Annotated in this window: 17 protein-coding genes; 5 read left to right on the top strand and 12 right to left on the bottom strand. The window is 69.2% G+C overall.

Annotated features, from left to right (window positions below):
• Positions 1-2 precede the first annotated feature (2 nt).
• Complete coding sequence (locus HLB44_RS15540; RefSeq protein ID WP_173124023.1) at positions 3-1514, bottom strand: M81 family metallopeptidase; 1512 nt, start codon at positions 1512-1514, stop codon at positions 3-5.
• Positions 1511-2314 carry a ferritin-like domain-containing protein gene (locus HLB44_RS15545; RefSeq protein WP_173124025.1) on the bottom strand — a complete coding sequence of 268 codons (804 nt, stop codon included), beginning with the start codon at positions 2312-2314 and terminating at the stop codon, positions 1511-1513. Before HLB44_RS15545 ends, HLB44_RS15540 begins: the two co-directional genes overlap by 4 nt.
• Positions 2315-2347: 33 nt before the next feature.
• Between HLB44_RS15545 and HLB44_RS15550 the strand changes: the two genes are divergently transcribed.
• The 3 genes from HLB44_RS15550 to HLB44_RS15560 all read left to right on the top strand — a co-directional run bounded on the left by HLB44_RS15550 (position 2348) and on the right by HLB44_RS15560 (position 4553).
• Positions 2348-2875, top strand: a complete 528-nt coding sequence (locus HLB44_RS15550; protein ID WP_173124027.1) for a gamma carbonic anhydrase family protein — start codon at positions 2348-2350, stop codon at positions 2873-2875.
• Positions 2875-3855: an Hsp33 family molecular chaperone HslO gene (hslO, locus tag HLB44_RS15555; RefSeq protein ID WP_173124028.1), complete on the top strand. Its 981-nt coding sequence runs from the start codon at positions 2875-2877 to the stop codon at positions 3853-3855. Before HLB44_RS15550 ends, hslO begins: the two co-directional genes overlap by 1 nt.
• A gap of 80 nt (positions 3856-3935) precedes the next feature.
• Positions 3936-4553 (top strand): hypothetical protein, encoded by a 618-nt coding sequence (locus HLB44_RS15560; RefSeq protein ID WP_173124030.1) that lies wholly within the window; start codon positions 3936-3938, stop codon positions 4551-4553.
• A gap of 8 nt (positions 4554-4561) precedes the next feature.
• On the opposite strand, the gene HLB44_RS15565 is transcribed toward HLB44_RS15560, so the two are convergent.
• From HLB44_RS15565 to HLB44_RS15575, 3 genes are read right to left on the bottom strand one after another with little or no spacing between them, the layout of a single operon-like run.
• The gene (locus HLB44_RS15565) at positions 4562-5065 is read right to left on the bottom strand and encodes a hypothetical protein (protein ID WP_173124032.1); all 504 of its coding nucleotides are present in this window, start codon (positions 5063-5065) and stop codon (positions 4562-4564) included.
• A gap of 11 nt (positions 5066-5076) precedes the next feature.
• Entirely contained in the window at positions 5077-5769 is a 693-nt protein-coding gene (locus tag HLB44_RS15570) for an AAA family ATPase (RefSeq protein WP_173124034.1), read from the bottom strand.
• Positions 5770-5777: 8 nt separating this feature from the next.
• Positions 5778-6458, bottom strand: a complete 681-nt coding sequence (locus tag HLB44_RS15575; RefSeq protein ID WP_173124036.1) for a Crp/Fnr family transcriptional regulator — start codon at positions 6456-6458, stop codon at positions 5778-5780.
• 135 nt (positions 6459-6593) lie between these two features.
• On the opposite strand from HLB44_RS15575, the gene HLB44_RS15580 reads away from it, so the two are divergent.
• Positions 6594-7730, top strand: coding sequence for an ABC transporter substrate-binding protein (locus HLB44_RS15580; protein WP_173124038.1), 1137 nt, complete (start codon positions 6594-6596; stop codon positions 7728-7730).
• Here the strand turns inward: HLB44_RS15580 and pnuC are convergent.
• The 7 genes from pnuC to HLB44_RS15615 form a co-directional block, all read right to left on the bottom strand.
• Positions 7720-8331, bottom strand: a complete 612-nt coding sequence (gene pnuC, locus HLB44_RS15585) for a nicotinamide riboside transporter PnuC (RefSeq protein WP_246312270.1) — start codon at positions 8329-8331, stop codon at positions 7720-7722. The genes HLB44_RS15580 and pnuC overlap by 11 nt on opposite strands.
• A complete protein-coding gene (gene ftsB, locus HLB44_RS15590) occupies positions 8328-8600 on the bottom strand; it encodes a cell division protein FtsB (protein WP_173124040.1) in 273 nt (90 codons plus the stop codon). The genes pnuC and ftsB overlap by 4 nt, the downstream gene beginning before the upstream one ends.
• Before the next feature lie 21 nt (positions 8601-8621).
• Positions 8622-9908 carry a phosphopyruvate hydratase gene (gene eno, locus HLB44_RS15595; RefSeq protein ID WP_173124042.1) on the bottom strand — a complete coding sequence of 429 codons (1287 nt, stop codon included), beginning with the start codon at positions 9906-9908 and terminating at the stop codon, positions 8622-8624.
• 98 nt (positions 9909-10006) lie between these two features.
• Positions 10007-10300 carry a DUF1330 domain-containing protein gene (locus tag HLB44_RS15600; protein ID WP_173124044.1) on the bottom strand — a complete coding sequence of 98 codons (294 nt, stop codon included), beginning with the start codon at positions 10298-10300 and terminating at the stop codon, positions 10007-10009.
• A gap of 12 nt (positions 10301-10312) precedes the next feature.
• Positions 10313-11170, bottom strand: a complete 858-nt coding sequence (kdsA, locus tag HLB44_RS15605) for a 3-deoxy-8-phosphooctulonate synthase (protein ID WP_173124046.1) — start codon at positions 11168-11170, stop codon at positions 10313-10315.
• Entirely contained in the window at positions 11167-12828 is a 1662-nt protein-coding gene (pyrG, locus tag HLB44_RS15610; RefSeq protein WP_173124048.1) for a CTP synthase, read from the bottom strand. The genes kdsA and pyrG overlap by 4 nt, the downstream gene beginning before the upstream one ends.
• Before the next feature lie 80 nt (positions 12829-12908).
• Positions 12909-13712, bottom strand: coding sequence for an alpha/beta fold hydrolase (locus tag HLB44_RS15615; protein ID WP_173124050.1), 804 nt, complete (start codon positions 13710-13712; stop codon positions 12909-12911).
• A 259-nt stretch (positions 13713-13971) separates the two neighbouring features.
• On the opposite strand from HLB44_RS15615, the gene HLB44_RS15620 reads away from it, so the two are divergent.
• Complete coding sequence (locus HLB44_RS15620) at positions 13972-16725, top strand: TonB-dependent receptor (RefSeq protein ID WP_173124052.1); 2754 nt, start codon at positions 13972-13974, stop codon at positions 16723-16725.
• Positions 16726-16759 lie beyond the last annotated feature (34 nt).

Below are 16759 nucleotides of genomic sequence, written 5' to 3' on the forward strand. Positions count from 1 at the left end.
GCTCAAGGCCGCCGGGCCGTGCTCGGCGGCAGCTTGGTCCACGGCAGGTCCGCCGGGTCGGCCGCCATCGGCCCCGGCGCCTTCGCGACCAGGATGCTGGCCGCGATCGGCGCGAAGGCCGCGCGGAAGTGCACCGAGCTCTTGACGACGATCAGCGCCATCTCGGCCGGCTCGATGCCGAGGAAGCGGCACAGGTCGAGATCGAGCAGCTGGCACTTCGCGCTGGACAGCAGCACCTGCACGCCGTCAACCTCGATCCGCGCGCACGGGCCCAGCCGCACCGTGTTGCCGGCGGTCATCGGACCGTGCAACGCGATCGTGCCGTCGCTGAGCGCACGGACGATCACTTCGCGCGTCAGCGGGTCATCGGTCGGGCGGCCGTCGTAGCCGGCGACCGAGCGGCCGAGCGACAGCGTCAATCGTGCACCGGCGCCGGCCGCATGCGCCGCCGCGGCGGCTTCCGGGTCGACCAGCAGTCCGAGCGCAATGCGGCCCGGATGGCGCTGCCCGGACCTTTCGGCGAGCAGCGCGTGCAGCATGCCGGTCGTGTTGCTGTCGCCGCCGGCGCCGGGGTTGTCCTGCGTGTCGGCGATCACGACCGGCGCAATGGCAGCTTCAGCACGCTGCAATGCTTCGCGCACCGCCTCGCGCGGCCCGAGCAATTGCAGCGCGAAATCCGCGCGCCGCGCGCTCACCGCGTCGGCCAGCGCCCGCACGCCGCGCTGCACGGCCTGCGCATCGCTGCCGTGGCCGAACACCACCGGCCCGCAATCGGCGATGTCGGCGGCCGGGAAGCCCATCGCGAACTCGAGCTGCACGCCGTGCTCGGCTTCCAGGGCCGGCAGCAGGCGCATCAGCCCGGCGGCGGGTTCGAGCAGCGTGCACTGCGTGTTCAGCGGCAGCAGGAACGGCAGGCGCTGTGAGCGCGTGTGCAGCGTCGGCGCGTCCGGCGCCAGCAACTGCGCCAGCGTCTCGGCCGCGCGCCGTGCGCATTCGTGCATGTCGATGTGCGGGTAGGTGCGATAGACGGCGAAGGCATTCGCCTGCCGCAGCATGCGTTCGCTGACGTTGGCATGCAGGTCCAGCGTTGCGACGATCGGCAACTGCGGGCCGACCACGCCGCGGATGCGTTCGAGCAGCTCGCCCTCGGCATCGTCCAGGTGCTCGGCGACCGCCGCGCCGTGCAGGTCGAGGAAGATGCCGTCGATCGTGCCGGCGGCTGCGCGCAGGTCCTCGAGCAGCGGGCCGGCGATGCGCTCGAACGCGTCCTCGGTGACCTGCGCCGACGGTGTCGCGCCGGCCCACACCGACGGCAGCAGGGTCCAGCCGCGTTCACGTGCCGTGGTGATGAAGCCGGCCAGCGGCAGGCTGCCCGGCGCGATCAGATCGACCATCGCATCGCCGCGGGCGAAGGCCGGGTACGACGAGCCGCGGTTGAAGGCCGCCCAGTCGGCCTTCGACGGCGCGAAGGTGTTCGTCTCATGCTGGAAGCCGGCGATGAAAATGCGGGTCATGGAGGGGCCTGGGTGAGGTAGTCGATCTCGGCCTGCGTGAAGCCGGCGGCGCGCCGCGCGTCGAGGTTGTAGGGGCCTTTGAGCCGCGGGGCGCCATGGCGCTTCAGCAGCTCGGGATACAGCGCCACCGGGTCGAGCCCGTCGCGCACGCACAGCCAACGGTACCAGCGGTTGCCGATCGCCACGTGGCCGACCTCGTCGCGCAGGATGATGTCGAGGATCTGAACCGCGCGCGGGTCGCCGGCCTTCGCCAGCTTGGCCTGGATCGGCGGCGTTGCGTCGAGCCCCCTGGCTTCCAAAGTACGCGGCACCAGCGCCATGCGCGCGACGATGTCGTGCTTCGTGCTGTCGGTCATGCGCCACAGGCCGTCGTGGGCGTCGAAGTCGCCGTAGTCATGGCCGAGCGTGCGCAGATGCTCGCGCAGCAGCGTGAAGTGCAGGGCCTCCTCGCCGGCGACCTGCAGCCAGTCGCGGTAGAAATCGTCGGGCATGCCGGCGAAGCGCCACACCGCGTCGAGTGCGAGGTTGATCGCGTTGAACTCGATGTGCGCGATCGCATGCAGCAGCGCGGCGCGACCGGCGAGCGTGAACGGCGAGCGGCGCGGCACCTGGTCGGCGCCGACGAGCCGCGGGCGCGCCGGCCGGCCCGGCAACGCGGCCTCGTCGGTGTGCAGCTCGGCGGCCGCGTCGATCAGCAGCTCGCCGGCCTGGCCGGCGCGCAGCAGCCCGCGCGCCGCATCGGCCTTGGCCGCGGGGTCGTCGATCAGGAGCACCTGCAAGGCGCTGGGGCGGAGCTGCATCCCTAAAATGATACTTTTGTGAAGGCTCGATCAATGGCGATCTACCAACTCGGGGACCGGCTTCCCCGCATCGCTCCGAGTGCCTGGGTGGCCGACAGCGCGCAGGTGATCGGCGACGTGGCGCTGGCCGAGGATGCCAGCATCTGGTACGGCGCGGTACTGCGCGGCGACAACGACCTGATCACGGTCGGTGCGCGCAGCAACGTGCAGGAGAACAGCGTGCTGCACACCGACAGCGGCATCCGGCTGACGATCGGCGCCGACGTGACGGTCGGCCACCAGGTGATGCTGCACGGCTGCACCATCGGCGACGGCTCGCTGATTGGCATCCAGAGCGTGATCCTCAACGGCGCGCGCATCGGCCGCAACTGCCTGGTCGGCGCCGGCGCGGTGATCACCGAAGGCAAGGAGTTTCCCGACGGCGTGCTGATCTTCGGCGCACCGGCCAAGGTGGTGCGCGAGCTGACGCCCGAGCAGATTCAGCACCTGCGCTTCAGCGCCGCGCACTACGTCGAGCAGCAGCGCCGTCACCGCAGCGTGCTGAAACGGATCGATGTCTGATGAATCAGCTGCACAAGTTCATCTTCGAAGGGCTGCCGGTGCGCGGCATGCTGGTGCGCCTGGAAGGCGGCTGGCGCGAGCTGCTGGCGCGCCGCACCAGCCGTGACGACGGCGGCCATGCCTTTCCGGCGCCGGTGCGCATGCTGCTGGGCGAGATGGCGGCGGCGAGCTGCCTGATGCAATCGAACCTGAAGTTCAACGGCGCGCTGATCCTGCAGGTCTTCGGCGACGGGCCGGTCAAGCTGGCGGTGGCCGAAGCGCAGCCCGACCTGACGTTCCGCGCCACCGCCAAGGTGATCGGCCCGGTGCCGTCGACCGCGCAGCTCGAGGTGATGCTCAACGTGCACGGCAAGGGCCGCTGCGCGATCACGCTCGACCCGAAGGACCGGCTGCCGGGCCAGCAGCCGTATCAAGGCGTCGTGCCGCTGCACGGTGACCACCGCGAGCCGCTGCAGAAGCTGTCCGAGGTGCTGGAGCACTACATGCTGCAGTCCGAGCAGCTCGACACCAAGCTCGTGCTGGCGGCCAACGACGAGGTCGCCACCGGCCTGCTGGTGCAGCGCCTGCCGATGGCCGGCCAGGCGAACCTGGCCGGCGGCGCGCCGATTCAGCGCGACGAAGACCAGATCGGGCGCAACGAGGACTACAACCGCATCGCACTGCTGGCCGGCACGCTGACGCCCGAGGAGCTGCTGACGCTCGAGCCGGAGGTGGTGCTGCGGCGACTGTTCTGGCAGGAGCAGCTGGTGCGCTTCGAGCCGCAGGCGCCGCGCTTCGCCTGCAGCTGCTCGCGCCTGCGCGTGGCCGGCATGCTGCGCGGGCTCGGCCGCGAGGAGATCGATTCGATCGTCGCCGAGCGCGGCCATGTCGAGATCGGCTGCGACTTCTGCGGCCAGCAATACCACTTCGACCCGGTCGACGTCGGCGAGCTGTTCACGCCCGGGCGTGACCAGCCGCCGGCGAGCTCGGTGGTGCAGTAGTTGTCCGTGTCGTGAATTGGTGCGCATCGCGCGGCTCAAGCCTGCCGCGCAGGTGCCGAGAGAGGGGGCTCCCCTCACTCTTGTCGCCACGGACCTTCACCCTCATGACCTTACGCCATGCCCTCATTTCGCTCGGTGCGGTTGCACTGCTCGCCGGCTGCGCCGGGACGAATTTCAAGCGACCCGACCAGGCTGCACTGAAACTCGGCAGTTCCACCACCGCGGACGTCGTGGCCGCGATGGGCGAGCCGTCGCGGACCGGCGAGCTGACGAAGAATGGCAGCCAGATCAAGCGCATGTCGTATTCCTACGCGACGACCATGGGCGTGGGCCTCTATGCCGGCGTCATTCCGGCCCGCTCGATGACCTTTTCCACCGCCGACGGCAAGTTGGTGGGGCAGCAGTACCTGAGCTCGTTCAATGAGGACGGCACGGATTTCGACGACAGCAAGGTGCCGCAGATCGTCAAGGGCACGACGACGCGCAGCGACGTGGTGGCCCTGCTCGGCCGATCGACCGGCGAATCGGTCTATCCGTTGAGCAAGAACCCCGGCGAACAGGCCATCAGCTACTTGTACGTCCACCTCAGGAAGCAGTTCCTGGGCGCCAGCAAGCTGTACACCAAGTCGCTCACCGTCTCGTTCGACGCGCGTGACGTCGTCAGCGACGTCGAATTCAGCGTCAGCGGCGAGAAGTAGAACCGGCCTCAGTGGGCTTCGCCGATCACCGCATCGGCGTAGACCTGCTTCGTGCCGCCGCCGCTGATCACTTCGGCGACGACGCGAACGGTGCGCCCCACCGGCGTGCGCGCGTTCGCGCAGGCGCGGGCGACGCCGTGCAGGCCGCCCTGGTGGACGTACTGCTCGCTCGCCGCGGCCTGCGCGCGCCAGACCTCGTCCGGCCCGCTGCGCAGGCTGACGGCACCGAACGCGATGCCGGCCGGCAACGTGCCTTCGAGCATCAGCAGCCGCACCGGCACGATGAAGTTCTGGCAGGGCGACTTCGGGTCGAAGATGCCCGGCATGCTGTTGATGAAGGGCTCGGCTTCGAGCTTGGCGACCTGACCGGCGCCCAGCGGCAGCCGCTCGGTCGGGCCACTGGCCTCCGGCTCGCTGTTGCCGCCGCCGCCGCACGCGGCGAGGCCGAGCGGTGCTAGCAACGAAAAGACGCGTAGGGCATGGCGCATCGCAGCCTCCATGAAGTCGGTCATTGCCGCTTACTTTAGTCGTCTGCCGGCAGACTTTCCACACGGCGACGCAAGGCATGCTCGCAGTCCGGGGCATCGCAGTGTTCGCAGCTCCACCGCCACGGCGGCTCGGCCGCCTCGCGTGCCTCGAGCCGGGTGAACAGGCCACGCCGCGGTGCATCGAGCCTGCGCAGCAGCGGCGTGATCGCGTCGAGCGCCGCGTCGAGCCGCGCTTCGCCCTGGCCGCCGATCAGCGACCACGGCAGCTGCGCGTCGATCAGCAGCCGGCGCAGCAGCGCGTCGACCGGCTCGCGCACGTGCGGGCCGTCGCGCTGGTGGCCATCGGCGATCCACGGCAGGTCGAGCGCCGTCAGCAGCGTCAGCGCGCAGCCGCGCTGCCAGGCCAGCGCCGCCGCGTGCAGCGAGCAGTCATCGAACAGGTGTTCGCTGTAGACACTGGTCGCCAGCGGGGTCGTATCGGCCAGGACCAGCGCATGGTTCTCGGCCGCTACGTCGATGCGCCGCGCCTGTTCGGCGGCGATCGCCGCCTGCTCGTCGCGGCGCGGCGTGCGGCCGGCGGCGTCGCACCATTCGCGCAGCGTCTCGGGCACCCAGGTGACGGCCAGCCCGGTGTGCAGCGCCAGCCGTTCGGCCAGGCTGCGCGCCAGCCAGGTCTTGCCGGTGCTCTCGGCGCCGAGGATGGCGATGCGCAGGCCGGGTGCGTTCATCGCGCCGCCTAGCCAACGCCGGCAAAGCTGCGCAGCCCGTCGACATCCAGCACCGTCAGGCCGCGCGTCTGCAGTTGCACCAGCCCGGCTTCGCTCAGGTGCTTGAGCGCCAGGTTCACGCGCTGGCGCGACAGCCCGCACAGCAGGCCGATCTCGGCCTGGCGCAGGTCGACGAACGGCGAAGGGCTCGGGTACAGGTCGGGATGGAAGAGGGCGGCCAGGCAGCGCGCGACCTGCGCATCGGCGTCGAGCAGGCGGCCGTACTCGAGCATGCCGATGAACAGGCTCAGGCGCGCGTTCATCAGGTTCTGCAGATAGTGGTTGAACGGCAGGCTGGTCTGGCGCAGCCACTCGAAGGTGGCGTGCGGCACCAGCATCAGCCGGCTCGGCCTCAGCGCGATCACGTCGTAGCGGCGCGCTTCGCGCTTGATCAGCGAGCCTTCGCCGAACCAGGCCGCGGTGCTGACGCCGCTCAAGGTCGACACGCGGCCGTCGGCCGAGGTCACCGACATCTTCAGCAGGCCTTCGGCCAGGCCCATCCAGTGCGTCGCCGGCTCGCCCATGCGGGCGACGTAGCCCTGCGCCGGAATGCGGCGTTCGCTGGTCGTCGCGGCGACTCGGTCGAACTCGGCAGCCGTCAGCAGGCGGCCCCAGGTCGAGGCTTCGATGATGCGGGTGACGGAATTCATGCTTCGGGGACGCGACGGCCGCGTCCAAGGGTATGCACGGACCCGCGCAGTGGCGAGCTGTCGTCGCGAAGACAGGGGCCGGCCTGGCGCGCCCCTAGTCTGACGGCACGGTCAGGCATTCTAGGAGACGACATCATGGTTGCAGCGCGTGGCAGGTGCAGATGGGCGATCGGCCTGGTGGCCCTGATGGGGGCCCTTGCGGCCAGCGCGCAGCCGGTAGCCGGCGAGCTGCTGATCGGGCAGTCCGCCGCCTTCACCGGCCCGCTCGGCGAGCTCGGCCTCGAGGCGCGCCGTGGCGCCGAGCTGTGCCTGGCGCAGATCAACGCCCAGGGCGGCGTGTTCGGCCGCCAGCTGCGCCTGAAGACGATCGACGACGCCTACGATCCGGCGCGCACCGAAGCCAACGTGCGCCAGCTGATCGAGCAGGACCAGGTGTTTGCGCTGCTCGGCGTGATGGGCACGCCGAACAACGAGAAGGTGCTGCCGCTGATCGCCGAGCGCCGCGTGCCCTTCGTCGCCCCCTTGACCGGCGCGACGACGATCCGCCGCGCCGAGTACGACAGCGTCTTCCACGTGCGCGCCAGCTACGGCGACGAGGCGCGCAAGATCGCGAAGCACCTGGCGACGATCGGCACGACGAAGGTCGCGGTGATCCACCAGAACAACAACTTCGGGCGCGACGTGCTGGCCGCATTCGAGGCCGCGCTGGCCGAGCGGCAGCTGAAGCCGCTGGCGGTGGCGACGGTCGAGAACACCGGCGCCGATGCCGCCGCGGCGGTGGCCACGGTGCTGAAGACCGAGGCCAATGCGGTGGTCCTGGCGACGGCCGGCAAGCCGACCGTCGAGTCGATCCGCGCGCTGAACGCCGGCCGCAAGGGGCTGCCGATGTACGCGCTGTCGGTGATGGGCACGCGCGGTGCGCTGAAGGCGCTGGGCGCGGATGGCGTCGGCGTCGTCGTCAGCCAGGTGATGCCGTTTCCCTGGAATGCGGCGCTGCCGCTGGTGCGCGAGTACCAGCAGGCGATGGCCGCGCAGGGTGTCACCGAGTACTCGTACCTCGGGCTCGAAGGCTGCCTGAACGCGCGCGTGCTGGCCGAGGGCCTGCGCCGCGCCGGGCCGAATCCATCGCGCGAGAAGCTGCTCGCCGCGCTGGCCGGCATGAAGCAGTTCGAGATCGGCAAGCTGGCGCTCGGCTACGGCAGGAGCCCGTACGTCGCGTCGAGCTACGTCGAGCTGTCGATCATCGCGCCGGGCGAGCGTTTCAGACGTTAGGACGCAGCAGTCGGTTCCAGGCGCGCCAGCCGACCAGCGCCATCACCGCGAACAGCGCGTACAGCAGCACCGTCAGCCACAGGCCCTTGATGGCGAACAGGCCGACGCTGAAGACATTGACCGCCACCCACACCGGCCAGTTCTCGACCAGCTTGCGGCCGAGCAGGAACTGGCCGGCCAAGCTGCCGACGGTGGGCAGCGCGTCGAGGTAGGGCACGGTGCTGTCGGTGGCGTGCTGCAGCAGCAGGCCGAGCAGCGGCCAGGCGGCGAGCGTCGCGGCCGCGAGCTGCCAGCGCGGGGCGCGGCTCAGCGCGTGCACGCGCAGCGGCTCGCCGTGCGCACCGGTGCCGCGCAGCCATTGCCACCAACCCCAGCCGGCGACGGTGATGAATACCAATTGCAGCCCGGCCTCGCCGTACAGCTTGCTGTGGGCGAACAGCAGCCCGTACATCGCCGAGCTCAGCATCGCCAGCGGCCAGGCGAGCGGATTCACGCGCCAGTTGCACACGACCATCCACACCGCCAGCACGCAGGCCACGATCTCGAGCCAGGTGACCGGGCTGCCCCAGAGCTGGAAGGCCTCGGTGAACAGCAGGTTCAACGGCGCGTCACTTGCACGAAGATCTCGTCGGGCTTGACCATGCCGAGCTCGCTGCGCGCGCGGTCCTCGACCATCTCGAGCCCCTGGCGCAGATCCTCGACCTCGGCCACCAGCCGCGCATTGCGCTGGCGTTGCGCCTCGTTCTGGCGCAGCTGTGCGTCGAGCTGGCCCTGCAGCCGCAGCGCATAGGGCTTGCCGCCGTCACCGAACCACAGCTCTGCATGCACGAGTGCCAGCAGCACCAGCAGCGCAAGCGTGAGCAGTCGCATCGGGACGGCGCAGCCTTGGGATCAGCGCAGGTTGTAGAACGCCGCGCGGCCGGGGTAGACGGCGATGTCGCCCAGGTCTTCCTCGATGCGCAGCAGCTGGTTGTACTTGGCCATGCGGTCCGAGCGCGACAGCGAGCCGGTCTTGATCTGGCCGGCGTTGGTGCCGACCGCGATGTCGGCGATCGTCGAATCCTCGGTTTCGCCTGAGCGGTGGCTGATCACCGAGGTGTAGCCGGCGCGCTTGGCCATCTCGATCGCCGCAAAGGTTTCGCTGAGCGTGCCGATCTGGTTGATCTTGATCAGGATCGAGTTCGCGATGCGCTTGTCGATGCCTTCCTTCAGGATCTTGGTGTTGGTGACGAACAGGTCGTCGCCGACCAACTGCACCTTCGAGCCCAGGCGCTCGGTCAGGTGCTTCCAGCCGTCCCAGTCGCTTTCGCCCATGCCGTCTTCGATGCTGATGATCGGGTACTTGTCGACCCAGGTCGCCAGGATGTCCGCCCAGGCCGGCGCGGCGAGCTTGAGGCCGCCTTCACCTTCCAGCACGTACTGGCCGTCCTTGAAGAACTCGCTGGCCGCGCAATCGAGCCCGAGGGCGATCTGCTCGCCTGCCGTGTAGCCGGCCTTGTCGATCGCCTCGAGGATCATCTGGATGGCCGCTTCATGGTTCTCGACGCTCGGCGCAAAGCCGCCTTCGTCGCCGACCGCGGTGCTCATGCCCTTGGCATCGATGATCTTCTTCAGCGCATGGAAGACCTCGGCGCCATAACGCAGCGCTTCCCGGAACGACGGCGCGCCGACCGGGATGATCATCAGCTCCTGCAGATCCAGGTTGTTGTTGGCATGCGCGCCTCCATTGACGACGTTCATCATCGGCACCGGCATCTGCATGCCGCCCGAGCCGCCGAAGTAGCGGTACAGCGGCAGGCCCGATTCCTCGGCGGCCGCGCGGGCCACCGCCATCGAGACCGCCAGCGTCGCATTGGCGCCGAGCCGGCCCTTGTTGTCGGTGCCGTCGAGGTCGATCAGCGTCTTGTCGAGGAAGGCCTGCTCCGACGCATCGAGGCCGAGCACCGCTTCGCTGATCTCGGTGTTGACGTGCTCGACGGCCTTCAGCACGCCCTTGCCGAGGTAACGCGCCTTGTCGCCGTCACGCAGCTCGATCGCCTCGCGGCTGCCGGTGGATGCGCCCGAGGGCACGGCCGCGCGGCCCATGGTGCCGCTTTCCAGCAGCACGTCGCATTCGACGGTGGGGTTGCCGCGGCTGTCGAGGATTTCTCGGCCGACGATGTCGACGATGGCACTCATTCAAGGGTCTCCTGGAAAGGGGGATTCGGACGGGCGCGCATTGTTGCCTGCAAGGCGTTACATGCGGGCGTCAATCGGGGGACATCGGGGCGTGGGGGTCACGCCGGCACGCCGTCGACGACGATCATGCGCATCACGCCGGCGCCTTCGCGCAGCGTGCGTGCGTGGCTGTAGGTCTCGCTGGCATAGAAGGCCTTCGCGGTGGCGCGGTCCTTGAACTTCAGCAGCACCAGGCGGCTCGGCGTCCACGGGCCTTCGAGCACTTCGAACTCGCCGCCGCGCACCAACACCTCGGCGCCGTGCTCCTGCATCGCCTTCGTACTCCATTCGCGGTATTTCGCCATCTTGTCGGCGTCGGTCACGGTCACGTCGGCGATGATGTAGGCGGCCATTCTTTTCCTGAGTTAGCAGCTGAAGTCGTTTTCCAGCAGCGGCTGGGTCTTGATGACGCGGTCGAGCGCGACGAGCTGCTCGAGCAGCGCGCGCATGTGCTTCAGCGGCACCGCGTTCGGCCCGTCGGACAGCGCGTTGGCCGGGTCCGGGTGGGTTTCCATGAACAGGCCCGCGATGCCGACGGCGACCGCTGCGCGCGACAGCACCGGCACGAACTCGCGCTGGCCGCCGGAGCTGGTGCCTTGGCCGCCCGGCAGCTGCACCGAATGCGTGGCGTCGAAGACCACCGGCGCGCCGGTCTCGCGCATGATCGCGAGCGACCGCATGTCGGAGACCAGGTTGTTGTAGCCGAAGCTCGCGCCGCGTTCGCAGGCCAGGAAGCGGTCTTCGCTCAAGCCCGCTTCCTTCGCCGCGGCACGTGCCTTGGCGATCACGTTCTTCATGTCGTGCGGCGCGAGGAACTGGCCCTTCTTGATGTTGACCGGCTTGCCGCACTTCGCCACCGCGTGGATGAAGTCGGTCTGCCGGCACAGGAAGGCGGGCGTCTGCAGTACATCGACGACCTCGGCCACAGCTGCAATCTCGTCTTCGCTGTGCACGTCGGTGAGCACCGGCACGCCGAGCTGCTTCTTCACCTCGCCGAGGATGCGCAGGCCTTGCTCCATGCCGGGGCCGCGGAAGGTGGTGCCGCTGGAGCGGTTGGCCTTGTCGTAGCTCGACTTGAAGATGAACGGGATGCCGAGGCTCCCGGTGATTTCCTTCAGCCGCCCGGCGACATCGATCTGCAATTGTTCGGACTCGACGACGCAGGGGCCGGCGATCAGGAAGAACGGCCGGTCCAGCCCGACCTCGAAGCCACAGAGTTTCATGCTGCCGCGCGCTCCAGCGGCGCCGCGCTGCGCCGCGCCTGGCGATCGAGGGCCGCCTGGATGTAGCTGATGAACAGCGGGTGCCCGTCCCACGGCGTGCTCTTGAACTCGGGGTGGAACTGCACGCCGACGAACCACGGGTGCTGCGTCTGCGGCAGCTCGACGATCTCGGTGAGTTGCTCGCGTTGCGTGATCGCCGAGATCAGCAGCCCGGCCTGCTGCAGCCGCTCGAGGTAGTGCTCGTTCGCCTCGTAGCGGTGGCGGTGGCGCTCGGTGACGACGCTGCCGTAGATGCGGTGCGCCAGCGTGCCGGACTTGACGTCCGAGCTCTGCGCGCCCAGGCGCATCGTGCCACCGAGGTCGGAATTGGCATGCCGCTTCTGGATCGTGCCGTCGCGGTCCTGCCATTCGTCGATCAGTGCGATCACCGGATGCGGCGTCTGCGGCTCGAACTCGGTGGAATTGGCGTCGGCCAGGCCCGCCACATGGCGCGCGTACTCGATCGTCGCCACCTGCATGCCCAGGCAGATGCCGAGGTAGGGCACGCCGTGCTCGCGCGCGTATTGGGCGGCGCAGATCTTGCCCTCGATGCCGCGCTTGCCGAAGCCGCCCGGCACCAGGATCGCGTCGAAGCGCTCGAGCTGCGCGGCGGTCTGGGGATTCAGCGTCTCGGAGTCGACGTACTCGATGCACACGCGGGCATGGTGGTGGATGCCGGCGTGGCGCAGCGCTTCGTTGAGCGACTTGTACGAGTCCGACAGGTCGGTGTACTTGCCGCACATCGCGATCGTCACCTCGGCCTGCGGGTGCATCACCTCGTGCACCAGGTGGTCCCAGCGGCGCAGGTCGGCCGGGCGGGTCAAGAGCTGCAGCTTCATGCAGATCAGCTCGTCCATGCCCTGCTCGTGCAGCAGGCGCGGCACCTTGTAGATCGTGTCGACGTCCCACATGCTGATCACGCCGTGGGCGGCGACGTTGGTGAAGAGGGAAATCTTCTCGCGCTCGTCGGACGGCACCTCGCGGTCGGCGCGGCACAGCAGCACGTCGGGCTGGATGCCGATCTCGCGCAGCTTCTGCACCGTGTGCTGCGTCGGCTTGGTCTTCAGCTCGCCGGCGGCGGCGATGTAGGGCACGTAGGTCAGGTGCACGAAGGCGGTGTGCTGCGGCCCGAGCTTCAGGCTCATCTGGCGCACCGCTTCGAGGAAGGGCAGCGATTCGATGTCGCCGACCGTGCCGCCGATCTCGACGATCGCGACGTCGACGTTCTCGGCCCCGCGGCGCACGAATTCCTGGATCTCGTTGGTGACGTGCGGGATCACCTGCACCGTCTTGCCGAGGTAGTCGCCGCGGCGCTCCTTCTCGAGCACGCTCTTGTAGACCTGGCCGGCGGTGAAATTGTTGTTGCGCCGCATCCGCGTGGTGATGAAGCGCTCATAGTGGCCGAGGTCGAGATCCGTCTCGGCGCCGTCGTCGGTGACGAACACCTCGCCGTGCTGGAACGGGCTCATCGTGCCCGGATCGACGTTGAGGTAGGGGTCCAGCTTGATCAGGGTGACCTTCAGGCCGCGCGATTCGAGGATCGCTGCCAGCGAGGCCGAAGCGATGCCCTTGCCGAGGGAGGACACCACACCGCCGGTGACGAAGACGTACTTGGTCATGTCATGCCGCATTCGCCGACCGTCGCTGGTCCGGACGCAAGAATGCTCTGGTGGTAAAGCGCGATTATAGGTGTGGGTGCTCAGCGCTCCGTCGCCATTCCCGCCAGCAATTCCAGCACCAGCGCCGCCGTCTCGGCCGGTTTTTCCATCGGGTACAGGTGGCTGCCCTCGATCCAGCGAAAGCGCTCGCCGGCCAGCGCGCGCGCGGCGCCGAGCCCGCCCTGGCGGATTTCGCTGGAGCGCGTGCCGGCGACGAAGGCCACCGGGCAGCGCGGCGGGTGGCGCCGCAGCAGCGTGCCGAGCTGGTGCGGCAGCGTGTCGTAGATGCGCGTCTCGACCGCGCGGTCGAAAGCCAGCACCGTCTTGCCGCTGTGGTGCCGCGTGCCGGTCGCGACGTAGTCGGCCAGCACCTGCGGGTCCCAGCGCGCGAACACCGGCTTGGCGCCGTAGTGCTCGGCGACCGCGCGGCGCGAGGGCCATTCCTCGCGCCGCATGCGCGAGACGCGGCCCGGCGAAAAGCGCGGCATCAGGCCGGTGAGCTTCGCGACGCGCACGTAATGTGCGCGCCAGCCGGTGATCACCGGGCTGTCGAGCAGCACCAGCCCGCGCACCAGCTCGGGCCGCCGGCAGGCCGCCAGCAGGCTGACCAGCCCGCCGAGCGAATGGCCGACCAGGTACGCCGGCGCGCGCACTTCGGTCTCGATGAAGTCCACCAGCTGGTCGCGCAGCCGCGGCCAGTTGCTGGTCACCGGGAAACGCGGGTCGTGGCCGAACTTCTCGAGCGCCTGCACGCGCCAGCCGGCCGCGCGCCAGGCCTTGAACAGCTGCTGGTAGGTGCCGGCGGGAAAGCCGTTGGCATGCGAGAAGACCAGGGTCGGGGCCATGGGAAACGGGGGAACGGGCGACTAGGCGGGTCGAGCAGTGTGCCTTGCGCGCCACAACCAGCGCCCGCTGGGGTAAGTCCGGGCCTGCATGATCGCGTCACGCCGGCTCGCCCGGCGTCGCGGCCGTGACCCGGCGTGACCGGCGGTGACATTCGCGCGGCGCATGTCGCGCGCCCTCGCACCCGCGCGAACTGCCGCTTCAGACGCCACCCGGGCCGCTGCCTAGATTGGCTGGCTTCACGAATTCGAGGAGCCTGCCATGACCTTCCGCTCGCGCATCACCGCCCGCGCATCCCGCGCGGCCTGCCTCGGCCTCGCGGCCACCGTGCCGGCGACGCTGCTGGCGCAGCAGCAAGCGCCGGCGACGCCGCAGCGCGTCGAGATCACCGGCTCGTCGATCAAGCGCATCGACGGCGAGACGGCGCTGCCGGTGCAGGTGATCGACCGCAAGGCGATCGAGCGGTCCGGCGTGCTGAACGTCGAGCAGCTGCTGCAGCAGGTCAGCGCGGCGGCGAGCTCGGGCGGCTTGACGAGCTCGTCGGCCTCGGGCGCGACGACCGGTGGCATCTCGGCGATCTCGCTGCGCGGGCTGACCTCGCTGCGCACGCTGGTGCTGATCAATGGCCGCCGCATCGCGCCCTACGGCGTCGGCTTCACCGGCGATTCGGTCTCGGTCGACGTCAACAGCATCCCGCTGGCGGCGATCGAGCGCGTCGAGGTGCTGAAGGACGGCGCCTCGGCCGTCTACGGCTCCGATGCGGTGGCCGGCGTCGTCAACTTCATCCTGCGCAACGAGGTGCGCGGCGGCGAGCTGGCGCTGACCGCCGGCGACACGACCCAGGGTGGCGCGTCGTCGAAGCGCGCATCGGCGTTGTGGGGCTTCGGCGATCTCGGCAGCGACCGCTTCAACATCATGGCGATGGCCTCGTTCAACAAGGAGGGCGGCCTGCGCGGCGCCGACCGCGACTTCGCGCGCTCGGGCATCAACGTCGAGCACGGCAACGACACCTCGTCGGGCAATACCTTCCCGGCCAACATCGTGCTGCTCGACGACTCGGGCCGCACGCGCAACCCGGCGGTCGGCGTCTGCCCGGGGCCGTATTCGGTGGTCGACCCGCTGAACAACCCGCAGAACATCTGCCGCTACGACCCGTCGCCGCAGGTCACGCTGCTGCCGGCGAGCGAGCGCGCGAGCCTGTTCGTCGCCGGCAAGTTCGCGCTGACGCCGGACATCGAGCTCTTCGGCGAAGCCTCGTACAACAAGAACAAGATCCGTACCGTGATCCAGCCGGTGCCGATCTCGGACCAGTTCGCGCTGCCCGGCAACCATCCGCTGTTCAACGTCGCGCCGTACAACGGCTTCTCGACGATCCAGCTCAGCCCCGCCGCGCTGCACTACCCGACCGCCTACGTCCGCAGCGTGATCGGCCCGACCGCGGAGCTGCCCGACATCCTGGTGCGCTGGCGCGCCAACCTGAGCGGCGACCGCGACATCACCGACACCTCGACCGCACCGCGGCTGGCCTTCGGCGTGCGCGGCGCGGTGGCCGGGTGGGACTTCGATGCCGCGGCGCTGCACAGCCAGAGCAAGGTCAAGGAGACGGTCAACGACGGCTATCCGTCGCTGTCGCGCATCCTGCCGCTGCTCAACAGCGGCGTCGTCAACTTCTGGGGCGACAACACGCCGGAGGTCACCGCGCAGATCCGCGCGGCCAACTTCACCGGCGCCGCGTTCGAGACCACCTCGACGCTGCAAAGCCTGCAGGCCAAGGCCTCGCGCGAGCTGACGAAGCTGCCCGGCGGCCCACTGGCGATCGCGCTCGGTGCCGAAACGCGGCGCGAGAAGTACCTGTTCGATCCGAGCCCGACGATCCAGACCGGGGACATCTCGGGTTATGGCGGCAACTTCCTCGTCACCGACCGCGAGCGAATGGTCAAGGCGGTGTTCGGCGAGTTGAGCGTGCCGATCGTCAAGGGCCTGGAAGCCACCGCCGCGGTGCGCTGGGACGACTACGAAGGCGTCGGCAGCTCGACCACACCGAGCATGAACCTGCGCTGGCGGCCGCTGCCCAGCCTGATGCTGCGCGGCTCGGCCGGCAAGGGCTTCCGCGCGCCGAGCCTGCAGGACCTGTACCTGCCGAACACGCTGACGGTGACGCCGCCCGGGCTGTCCGACCCGCTGCGCTGCCCGACCACCGGCAGCGGCAACGACTGCCAGACGCAGTTCTCGACCACGATTGGCGGCAATGCCGCGCTGCAGCCGGAGAAGTCGAAGAACGCGACGCTGGGCATCGTGCTCGAGCCGACCGCCAACAGCTCGGTGACCATCGACTGGTTCAAGATCGACCTGAAGGACACCATCGTCAACGGCGTGCCGGCGGCGGTGATCCTTGCCGACCCGGTGAAGTACGCCTACCTGATCACGCGCGGGCCGGTCGAGGCCGCATTCCCGCAGCTGCCGGGGCCGATCACCGCGATCTCGGGCACCAACATCAACCTCGGCGAGACGCGCCTGTCCGGCATCGACATCGATGGCCGCCTGAGCATTCCGATGGGCGACGCGGGGCGCCTGAACCTGTCGGCCAACGGCACCTACTTCATCAAGTACGACACGCAGAACGTCGACGGCACGTTCACCGGCAACGTCGACACGGTGAATGCCGCGACGGGCGGCGTGATCCCACGCTGGAAGCACACGTTGAGCGCGAGCTGGTCACTCGGTGCCTGGGATGCGACGCTGGTGCAGCACTACCAGAAGAAGTACACCGACCTGCCGAGCACCGTCAGCGGCGAGACGCCGAAGGTCGGCGCCTACCAGACCTTCGACCTGCAGGTGGCCTACAGCGGCATCAAGAATCTGCGCGTCACGCTGGGCGTGCGCAACCTGCTCGACAAGGACCCGCCGTACACCAATGCCGGAGGGCAGGTGTCGTTCCAGGGCGGTTATGACCCACAGTACGCCGACCCGCGCGGGCGCTTCGTCTACGCCGGCCTGCGCTACGAGTTCAAGTAAGTGATGTCGCCCCTGCAGCCCTGCGGGCTGATCC

The organism is Pseudaquabacterium terrae (assembly GCF_013266755.1).
Classification (GTDB): Bacteria; Pseudomonadota; Gammaproteobacteria; order Burkholderiales; family Burkholderiaceae_C; genus Pseudaquabacterium; species Pseudaquabacterium terrae.

What these genes read in the sequence shown, in the direction of transcription:
- HLB44_RS15540 (WP_173124023.1), bottom strand. Translation starts at nt 1,514, where the DNA reads ATGACCCGCATTTTCATCGCCGGCTTCCAGCATGAGACGAACACCTTC.
- HLB44_RS15545 (WP_173124025.1), bottom strand. Translation starts at nt 2,314, where the DNA reads ATGCAGCTCCGCCCCAGCGCCTTGCAGGTGCTCCTGATCGACGACCCC.
- HLB44_RS15550 (WP_173124027.1), top strand. Translation starts at nt 2,348, where the DNA reads ATGGCGATCTACCAACTCGGGGACCGGCTTCCCCGCATCGCTCCGAGT.
- hslO (WP_173124028.1), top strand. Translation starts at nt 2,875, where the DNA reads ATGAATCAGCTGCACAAGTTCATCTTCGAAGGGCTGCCGGTGCGCGGC.
- HLB44_RS15565 (WP_173124032.1), bottom strand. Translation starts at nt 5,065, where the DNA reads ATGACCGACTTCATGGAGGCTGCGATGCGCCATGCCCTACGCGTCTTT.
- HLB44_RS15570 (WP_173124034.1), bottom strand. Translation starts at nt 5,769, where the DNA reads ATGAACGCACCCGGCCTGCGCATCGCCATCCTCGGCGCCGAGAGCACC.
- HLB44_RS15575 (WP_173124036.1), bottom strand. Translation starts at nt 6,458, where the DNA reads ATGAATTCCGTCACCCGCATCATCGAAGCCTCGACCTGGGGCCGCCTG.
- HLB44_RS15580 (WP_173124038.1), top strand. Translation starts at nt 6,594, where the DNA reads ATGGTTGCAGCGCGTGGCAGGTGCAGATGGGCGATCGGCCTGGTGGCC.
- ftsB (WP_173124040.1), bottom strand. Translation starts at nt 8,600, where the DNA reads ATGCGACTGCTCACGCTTGCGCTGCTGGTGCTGCTGGCACTCGTGCAT.
- eno (WP_173124042.1), bottom strand. Translation starts at nt 9,908, where the DNA reads ATGAGTGCCATCGTCGACATCGTCGGCCGAGAAATCCTCGACAGCCGC.
- HLB44_RS15600 (WP_173124044.1), bottom strand. Translation starts at nt 10,300, where the DNA reads ATGGCCGCCTACATCATCGCCGACGTGACCGTGACCGACGCCGACAAG.
- kdsA (WP_173124046.1), bottom strand. Translation starts at nt 11,170, where the DNA reads ATGAAACTCTGTGGCTTCGAGGTCGGGCTGGACCGGCCGTTCTTCCTG.
- pyrG (WP_173124048.1), bottom strand. Translation starts at nt 12,828, where the DNA reads ATGACCAAGTACGTCTTCGTCACCGGCGGTGTGGTGTCCTCCCTCGGC.
- HLB44_RS15615 (WP_173124050.1), bottom strand. Translation starts at nt 13,712, where the DNA reads ATGGCCCCGACCCTGGTCTTCTCGCATGCCAACGGCTTTCCCGCCGGC.
- HLB44_RS15620 (WP_173124052.1), top strand. Translation starts at nt 13,972, where the DNA reads ATGACCTTCCGCTCGCGCATCACCGCCCGCGCATCCCGCGCGGCCTGC.